The sequence below is a fragment of the Pseudomonas sp. Z1-14 genome, assembly GCF_051132005.1.
Lineage (GTDB): Bacteria > Pseudomonadota > Gammaproteobacteria > Pseudomonadales > Pseudomonadaceae > Aquipseudomonas.
Genome location: NZ_CP071646.1, coordinates 6,020,854 through 6,030,000 on the forward strand (window position 1 = coordinate 6,020,854; position 9,147 = coordinate 6,030,000).

4 protein-coding genes and 3 rRNA genes (1 of these 7 only partly in view) are annotated in these 9,147 nt (G+C 59.0%); all 7 read right to left on the minus strand.

What is annotated here, in order from left to right; all coding sequences use genetic code 11:
- Entirely contained in the window at positions 1–1,998 is a 1,998-nt protein-coding gene (gene pgaB / locus J3P89_RS27530; protein ID WP_434696255.1) for a poly-beta-1,6-N-acetyl-D-glucosamine N-deacetylase PgaB, read from the minus strand.
- A 12-nt stretch (positions 1,999–2,010) separates the two neighbouring features.
- Complete coding sequence (gene pgaA / locus J3P89_RS27535) at positions 2,011–4,494, minus strand: poly-beta-1,6 N-acetyl-D-glucosamine export porin PgaA (protein ID WP_434696256.1); 2,484 nt, start codon at positions 4,492–4,494, stop codon at positions 2,011–2,013.
- A 244-nt stretch (positions 4,495–4,738) separates the two neighbouring features.
- Positions 4,739–6,244: a YdgA family protein gene (locus tag J3P89_RS27540; RefSeq protein WP_434696257.1), complete on the minus strand. Its 1,506-nt coding sequence runs from the start codon at positions 6,242–6,244 to the stop codon at positions 4,739–4,741.
- Between the two features lie 156 nt (positions 6,245–6,400).
- Positions 6,401–7,036, minus strand: coding sequence for an NADH:ubiquinone oxidoreductase subunit N (locus J3P89_RS27545; protein WP_434570519.1), 636 nt, complete (start codon positions 7,034–7,036; stop codon positions 6,401–6,403).
- A gap of 182 nt (positions 7,037–7,218) precedes the next feature.
- Positions 7,219–7,334, minus strand: a 5S ribosomal RNA gene (gene rrf / locus J3P89_RS27550).
- Between the two features lie 108 nt (positions 7,335–7,442).
- Positions 7,443–7,558: ribosomal RNA gene (rrf, locus tag J3P89_RS27555) — 5S ribosomal RNA — on the minus strand.
- Between the two features lie 149 nt (positions 7,559–7,707).
- Positions 7,708–9,147 (minus strand): 23S ribosomal RNA (locus tag J3P89_RS27560) (it continues 1,452 nt past the right edge of the window).

The window sequence follows — 9,147 nt, forward strand, 5'->3', positions numbered from 1 at the left end:
TCAAGGATTCCACTTGTTGGAGAGCGCAGGCCGCACGGCTTTCACGGCAGGCTGGTCTTCGATGAAGTTGTCCGGGTAGTAGCCGAAACTGGTCACGCCCTGGCGCTTGAGTCGCCCCATCCAGTCGGCCAGTTGTTCACCTTCGATATCGGCCACCGGCTTGCTGTGCCAGTCGCGCGCTTGCAATTCGAATACCGTGCGCTTGAGCGCACCGGGGCGAGCCTTGACGGTTTCCACCAGCCGTTCGAGCCAGGGCCCGGATTGCTCGCGGGTCTGTTTTTCCATCAATGGCATGGCCATCGGAGCCGTCCAATCGTAGGCGCCGAGGAAGTCATCGAGGTTCTGGGCGAACCAGGCCTCGCTCTGCGGGTTGAGCATCGGCTCGGCAAAGATATTGCGCGCCGTGCGCACCTCCGGACCACGAATTGCCCGAACCTTGGCCGTGAGCTCAGCGGTGAAGTCGATCAGGTAGCGGCTCTTGAAACGGGTCCAGCGCTGCATGGCCGCCGGGTCGTCGCGCAGAGCGGCGATGGAAGTCGGCAAGCCGCTGGCCGCATAGACTTTCATCGCAGCTGGGCCGGCATCCTCGAAGTCGGAGAACACCGCGTCGTCATGGTACAGAACGCCGTCCACCGAGCTCATCCGCGCCAGGTCTTCGTAGATTTCGCCGATGACCTTGCGCACGTTCGGGTCGAAGGGCGACAGGCGTACGTACTGGTCCGGGGCGACGCCAATCTTGCCGGTTTCAGGATCCCAGCGCTGTACACGCGGCAACTTCGGGTCCAGGGCAAAACTGAGCACCGGCATCCAGGCATACACCTTCACGTTGGCCCGGGTGCGCAATTGCCATGCGACCCGATCGAACAGATCGGCGCGTACCGGCAGATGCCGATTGGGGAAGTACAGCGAATGGACCAGGCCATCGCCCTTCGGGTCGGCAAAAGCTTGCAGGAACACGGTGTTCGCGCCCAGATCGTAGATACGCTGGACCAGCTTGCCGACGTTGGCCTCCTGCTGCACAGGGTCCGGATCGTAGACATAATCCAGGTCAACGTGGACCACCCGCATCGGGTCCATGGTCTGCACCGAGACGATGCTTTCGGCGAAGTGAGCGCCGTCCGGATCGGAAGCCACCAGAAAGCGCGGGCCGCTCATCAGGTTATCGAGGCTGTCGAGGCCGTCTTCCAGGGTCAGGGCCATCTGGTAGCCCTGGCTGCCAATCACCTGCAACGCGGTGCCGTCCGCCTCGCCGTATGGCCAGACCCAGACGCGCGGACTGTAGCCGGTGACTTTGCGGATCTTCTCGGAAATGGCTGCCACATCCTTGCGCAGACGTGCCTGGAAATCGGCTTCCGCTTCATAACGACCGGTAGCCGGATCGTAGCGCCGCGTGGTCGCCGCCGGCTGCTGGTTGCCTTGCGGGTTGGCGAGTACGCCTTTGTGATTGGCATCGGTGTGGGCGGCGATTTCCACCAGGCCCGATTTCGACACCTCGCGAATCTGCTCCCAGGTCAGGAACTCGGAACGCTTGCGCGGCACCCCGGCAAAATCCACCGGTTGATTCAGCGGCGTGTCGATCCAACTGCCGACCGGAGCAAGGATGGCCGGCCAGTTATAGGCGCGCAGGATGGGCATGACGCGGGTGTAAAAGCTTGAGTAGCCGTCGTCGAAACTCAGCAGTACTGCGCGCGGTGGCAGTTCGGGCCCGCCGTTGCGGGCAGCGATGATCTGGTCGATCGTGACCGGCTGATAATTGTTTTCCCGCAGCCAGGCCAATTGCTCGATCAGGCGCTCGGTGCGCACGGCCACCAAGGCTTGGTCGGGGTCGCGGTCTTCGACGTCGTGGTAGGCAATACCAAGCACGTGGTTTTTCGGCCATGGCGCATCGTTGGCCATCACCGGCCGTTGCGAAGGCGGGGCAAATGCCGGGGCCTGCTGGGCACAAGCGCTGATCAGCAAGACTCCCAGCAGAAGGATGAATCGCGAAATGACGGGCATTTTCAAACTCTTCTAGAAGCGGTAGGTGAGGTCGACAAGCAGGCGCAGATCGCTTTCACGATCGCCGTCGTAAGGGCGGTTGAGCCAGCTCAGCGCGGCCCCGGCTTCAAGCACATCGTTCCAGAGCAGACGCTGGCCGTAGCTGAGCAACCCCATGGCACCGGTGCTGTAGTCACTCTGGCTGTAAGTGCCGGCACCCGCCTGGAACTGCTGGCTCCAGGTGGTTTCGTAGCGGCGATACAGCACGTGATTGGCGCTCACGGTCGGCATGACACTGAAGTCCGATTTCGGATTGAAGTACGGCACTTCATTGGAGCCGCTGTTACGACTGGCACCGACTTCCAGGCCCAGCTCCACTTGTAGCCTCGGAGCGCTGTAGATGCCCTCGCGGCCGGTCAGCAAGGTCTCGAGGCGGTTGTTGCCATCGCTGAAGTGGGACGGGCTGACAGCCAGCCGCCACTCGCGGCTTTCATTGGCACGCCAGCGGACGAAACCGCTTCCACCATTGGCGCGAATCCCGCTGTTGAGAGCCCGCAACGGAGTGTTGGCCGAGAGGTAGTCCAGGCTGCCGCCGTACTGCCAGTGATCATTGATGTCCCGGGCCACGGCTACTCGCGCGCCCTGTTTGTCACCGGAACCATACGAATGGTTGGAGACTTCCGCCTCCAGGGTCATGTCGCGGGTACGCCGCTCCACTCCCAGGCGCTGCCAGCGATGGTGGCCGGTGCCTTCCTCGAAGTCGCCGGTTGCGTAACCGGCACCGCCGAACAGCCGCCAGTCTTCATCGATGGGCGGGCTGTAGAGCAAGGTTTCGATACCAAAATCGCGGCTGCCGGTCACCGCGCCAGCGTCGCCATTGCCGCCACCGTAGCTCTTGCCGGTGTAGGCCTCGATGCGCAGTTCAGCCATGTCATGGACGTCACGCTGGCGTTGCAGGCGCTTGACGTGAGCGTTCTCGGGATAGCGGGCGACGACGTCATCGGTAAGCGCATCCATTTGCCGCCATTCCTGCAGATCCATGGCGGCGCGGGCCTGGGCGACTTCCAGGTCGCGATTGCGCGGCGTCGTCGCCTCGACTTCCTTGAGCAGGCTTTCCGAACGTCGCGGCCATTCACGTGCCTGGTACAGATCGGCCTGGGCCAGGCGCAAGCCGATATTGCCGGGGCCGTGGTAAACCAGAGCATCCAGGCGCGCCTCGGCGGTAGGCAGATCGGCGCCGTAGGTGCCTGCCTGAGCGGCCAGGAGCTGCGCGTCCATCCATTCGTCGTTGGGATTACCGATCGGCAGCCCCTTGAGTTCCACGCGGGCCGGCTGTGCTTTCGCCAGGTCTTCGGCCAGTGCGCGGGCCTCCTCGGATTTTTCGCTTTCCAGCAAGGCGTAGTAGAGCGCAGTGCTGTCTTCGAAGCGGTCCGCAGGATCTGCATCCGGTGCAATCAGCACGCGGCGGTACAGATCGACGGCGATCTCCGGTTCACGTTGCTCCAGATAGGAAGAAGCCACCCAGCGCAGCGCGTAGGTTGGAATGCTGACCCCTTCAGCGACCAGCTTCTGGTACTCGGCGATCACCTCGGCCCGGCGAGCCCGGGCGTTGAGGGCGCCCATGCGGTCGATCCGCCAGCGCAAGACATCATCGTGGGCCTCGGCCACCGGAGTCCAGGTGGCGAGCAGTTTGTCGTAGTCCGCCAGCGCGCGATCGGCAATGACAAAACGTTCTGTTTCGCTGCGACTGGCCATATCCGCCAGGCGCACCCGCTCGGCCGCCACATCGCCTTCGAGCCTGCGCTGCACGCCACGATCGATCAGGCCGGGCTGAAGCCGGGCCAGGCGCAGGGCCGGCTCAGGCAAACGGGCGCGTTGCAGGGCGTAGACGTACTCGCGGGCGACTTCAGGCTTGTTGCTGCCGGCACGGGTGAAAGCCTGGTCGTATTCGAAAAGCGCTTCGTGGGGATTGTCCGCACGCGTCAGCGCATAACCCAAGGCCAACCGGCGCATCGGATCTTCTGGCTTGGCGGCAACGAGGGCCCTGGCGCGGCTGACGGCTTCATCTGGCTTGCCGGCATCGGCCTGGGTCAAGGCCAGACCCAGTTGCAGATCGGGGTTCTGCGGATCGATCGCCAACGCCCGGCGATACAACTCGACCGCCGGATCCCAGCGCTTGAGGTTGCGATAGGAGCGAGCAGCTGCGGTCAGCGCCTGAACCGGAAGGTCGCGGTAGCGGCCCTGGGTTTCGTAGACTTTCACCACCTCGGCATCAAGACCGGCCCAACTGGCGATCTGCAGATGGTCACTGATCTGTGCGGCGCTGGCCTGGCCAACCGGCACCTGGCGCAATACGGACAACGCGGGCGTGTAATGCCCCGCGCGGGCGTCGAGCACCATCTGGTCATAAGCGGTATCGGCAAACGCCGCCACCGACCAGCACAATTGGCTGCACAGCGCGACGCGAAACAACGGGCGCAAACCGAGTTGAATAAGAGGACCCACAGTACGCGGCATTCGTCAGCATCCTTACATGGCCAGCCGGGTCGCAGTGCCCCCTTGCCCATCAAACAGAAGGCCGGATCAAAGGAACCCAGCCAAGCTCTAACGGGCCTAGTTTTGCACTCCGTGGCGGGTCATCTTCCAGATCGCCATAATTCTTCAGAATCCATGCAGATTTCAGCGCGGCATTTTCAACGGACAAAAAAAACCGGCCCGTGCACAGGGCACGGACCGGTTTTCAGATGTTGCCTGGGACGGGTTACTGAATGGCGACGCCGCCGCCCAGCTTGTTCATCACAAACGCGGTGAACTGTTCAACGGTCATCTTCTGGCCGTTGAAATCGACCTGATTGTTGGCGTAGTGCAGATTGGTAACCACATCATTGCCTTCAAGCTTCGCCAGCTCCGTGCCTACCGCCATGGCGCTGAACATATCGCTGGTGGCAGTCGCCTGGTCGGCGATCAGTTTTGCGTCGGTCTGGCCTTCCATCTGCGCTTGCACGGTCAGGAGATCCACCAGCATTGGCTTGGAAACCTTCACCTTGAAGTCCAGCAGAGCGAGCAACTGGCGGCCCAGCTCATCGGGTGGCAGGTCCATGGACTGCGGCTTGGCCAGATCGACAACCAGGCTCGCGCGGCTTTCGCCGTTAGCGGTATTGAACGAGAGGTTCTCCAGGGCCACTTGCGGGGCGCCAGCCAGGAGTTTTTCCAGGTCGGCTTTGACCTGCGCTTCTTCTGCCTCGGTGAGGTTCAGCTCCGGAGCCGGCTCGCCCGCTTTAGCGGCCTCGGCAGCTGCCTTTTCGTAGGGCTGCAGCTTGGCCTGGTAGACCTGCATCAGCGACATTGTGGCAGGGATGTCCAGGTTCTTCAGGCTGACCGCCATCTGTGCAGAACCGATGACCTTGTCGTTGAACGACAACTCGCCGATCTTGTAATCAGCGCGTCCCGAAGCACTGGTGCCGTTCTCGGAGCTGTTGTTCTTCATTTCGAAGTTTTTCAGGCCCAATACCGACTTCGGCTCGCCAAAGGTGGTCTTGCTGCTGCTTAGCAACAGGGTGTTGTCGCCCTTGTAGTAGCCATAGGTGCTCTTGGTCAGGTTGCTGGCCAATGTCAGGCCACTGAACTCTACCTGAACCGGCGTCTGATCTTCGGCGACGGTGGTCAACTTGAAGCTGTCCATGTAGCCGTCGGCCTTGATCTTCTCAGCCTGGGCGCTGGCGGCCACATCGATTTTCAGGCCGGAGAAGATCAGCTGGGATTGCTCATCCAGCTTGGTATCCAGAGGCAGCAGTTCGAACGTGCCGTTGGTGGATTGATCGTAACCGAGATTGAAGACGCCTTTGAGAGGCGATTTATCCTTGGCGGCAACGAACCACTTTTCGGTCAGCGGAGTCCGCTCCAGTTCGGTGTGGCTGGTGGCCATGACCGGCAACCATTTGAGCGTCATCAGGCGCGAGAATGGCAGTGGACCGTGTTCGATATTGTCAACGAACAGCAGCTCGACCGGTTCGCCGCCGAACATTTCGCCTTCACCCTTGAGACGATAACGGGCGGTACTGCTGAAGGTGCCACGGTCCAGGGAGACCAGTTCAATCGAAGCGGTGCCATTGGAACCCGCCAGAGCCGTTTGCAGTTGCTTATTGCTGTCGGCAATAGCGGTTTGCAGTACGCCTTCAAGCTTGGTGCCGGTATACCAGGCGCCACCCGCACTGATTGCACCAACAACCACAACGATTCCCAGAAGTACGCTTGCTGATTTGTTCATGAGTGATCCGATCATGTTCCATGGTTGAAAAGAGTCGTCTTCCTTGACCCGCAAAGGGCTGTGGTACGACGCGATAAAAGTGGTGGGGAGATTAGCATCAGGCAAGTCAGCAAGCCCAATGTTTAAAGGGGAAAAAGCGTGTTCTTGAGAAATGGTCTACGAATATTCGACTTCGATCTCGTCAAGTTGATGATCGAAGGTCTTGAGACGTGCTGTCCAGGTGTAGACCAACACTTCGAAATCTCGATTGATTACTGCCGCACCCGATGAATCGTCACGCCCATCGTAGAAGTCCAATTGATAGCGCTCCCGAGCCATCGCGTTGGCCACATCGCACAGCTCGCGGGCATTGTTGAGCCAATGCCAGTCGTCTTGCGCGACTTGCTTGTCCAGGGCGGCGCATTGAGTTTTCAGTGCCTCGAGGCTTTTCTCCAGCGGAGTGCCGGTGAGTTCACCCATGACTTCCTGAAACGTGCGTCCAGGCTGCCAATAGCTGCCCCAGAAATAACGGTCGAATACCGTTTCAACCCGGCGCAGCGCAACCTTGGTATCCCAGATCAAGACCAGTGTCTTGCCTTGCACAAGCTGCTTCTTCTTGATGCGCTGGCCTTGGAGAGACGCCCAAGCGACGATTGCGACAGAAATGACAGCGATCAGCGCAGCCGCGCTATCCAGGAAAATCAGTGCCTTGTCGATATGGTGAGTCAGCATGACGCCATAGAAGTAGGTGGCCGATAGCAGCACCAAGGCCGCGACAGCGCACCAGAAGCCGGGAGCATAAGGGTTTTTCATTATTGGAATCCCCATGACCAGTCACGTCGCGGGCTGTTGCTGCCAATGCCCGACAACCAAAGCATAGCAACGGCTTGGGGGTTTGCCGGGGGGTGGCGTCAATTAGGACGGCGATCCGATTATCGGCTCCGAAAACGACAAAACCCCTGTCTGCATTGGCAGACAGGGGTTCTGGAATTCAATCTTGACGATGACCTACTCTCACATGGGGAAACCCCACACTACCATCGGCGATGCATCGTTTCACTTCTGAGTTCGGGATGGGATCAGGTGGTTCCAATGCTCTATGGTCGTCAAGAAATTCGGTAACCAACCCGTTCAGGAACAACGTGTCGGTGAAAATCGAAGACTTCTACTAAAAACAAAACCCCTACCTGCGTCAGCAGATAGGGGTTTCGGAATTTAATCTTGACGATGACCTACTCTCACATGGGGAAACCCCACACTACCATCGGCGATGCATCGTTTCACTTCTGAGTTCGGGATGGGATCAGGTGGTTCCAATGCTCTATGGTCGTCAAGAAATTCGGTAGCCAGCGCGTGCCTTGCGGTCACGTTCCAGCGAATGGGTATGCGATAGTTTGTGGGTTTTGACTCGAACTTTCGGTTCATTTCGTCTTCACACACCGCAATCTGGCCTCTTTCGAGTCTACAGATTGCTTGGGTGTTATATGGTCAAGCCTCACGGGCAATTAGTACAGGTTAGCTCAACGCCTCACAGCGCTTACACACCCTGCCTATCAACGTCGTAGTCTTCGACGGCCCTTCAGGGGACTCAAGGTCCCAGTGAGATCTCATCTTGAGGCAAGTTTCCCGCTTAGATGCTTTCAGCGGTTATCTTTTCCGAACATAGCTACCCGGCAATGCCACTGGCGTGACAACCGGAACACCAGAGGTTCGTCCACTCCGGTCCTCTCGTACTAGGAGCAGCCCCTCTCAAATCTCAAACGTCCACGGCAGATAGGGACCGAACTGTCTCACGACGTTCTAAACCCAGCTCGCGTACCACTTTAAATGGCGAACAGCCATACCCTTGGGACCGGCTTCAGCCCCAGGATGTGATGAGCCGACATCGAGGTGCCAAACACCGCCGTCGATATGAACTCTTGGGCGGTATCAGCCTGTTATCCCCGGAGTACCTTTTATCCGTTGAGCGATGGCCCTTCCATACAGAACCACCGGATCACTAAGACCTACTTTCGTACCTGCTCGACGTGTCTGTCTCGCAGTCAAGCGCGCTTTTGCCTTTATACTCTACGACCGATTTCCGACCGGTCTGAGCGCACCTTCGTACTCCTCCGTTACTCTTTAGGAGGAGACCGCCCCAGTCAAACTACCCACCATACACTGTCCTCGATCCGGATAACGGACCTGAGTTAGAACCTCAAAGTTGCCAGGGTGGTATTTCAAGGATGGCTCCACGCAGACTGGCGTCCACGCTTCAAAGCCTCCCACCTATCCTACACAAGCAAATTCAAAGTCCAGTGCAAAGCTATAGTAAAGGTTCACGGGGTCTTTCCGTCTAGCCGCGGATACACTGCATCTTCACAGCGATTTCAATTTCACTGAGTCTCGGGTGGAGACAGCGCCGCCATCGTTACGCCATTCGTGCAGGTCGGAACTTACCCGACAAGGAATTTCGCTACCTTAGGACCGTTATAGTTACGGCCGCCGTTTACCGGGGCTTCGATCAAGAGCTTCGCGTTAGCTAACCCCATCAATTAACCTTCCGGCACCGGGCAGGCGTCACACCCTATACGTCCACTTTCGTGTTTGCAGAGTGCTGTGTTTTTAATAAACAGTCGCAGCGGCCTGGTATCTTCGACCGGCGTGGGCTTACGCAGCAAGTGCTTCACCCTCACCGGCGCACCTTCTCCCGAAGTTACGGTGCCATTTTGCCTAGTTCCTTCACCCGAGTTCTCTCAAGCGCCTTGGTATTCTCTACCCAACCACCTGTGTCGGTTTGGGGTACGGTTCCTGGTTACCTGAAGCTTAGAAGCTTTTCTTGGAAGCATGGCATCAACCACTTCGTCACCCAAAGGGTAACTCGTCATCAGCTCTCGGCCTTAGAATCCCGGATTTACCTAAGATTCCAGCCTACCACCTTAAAC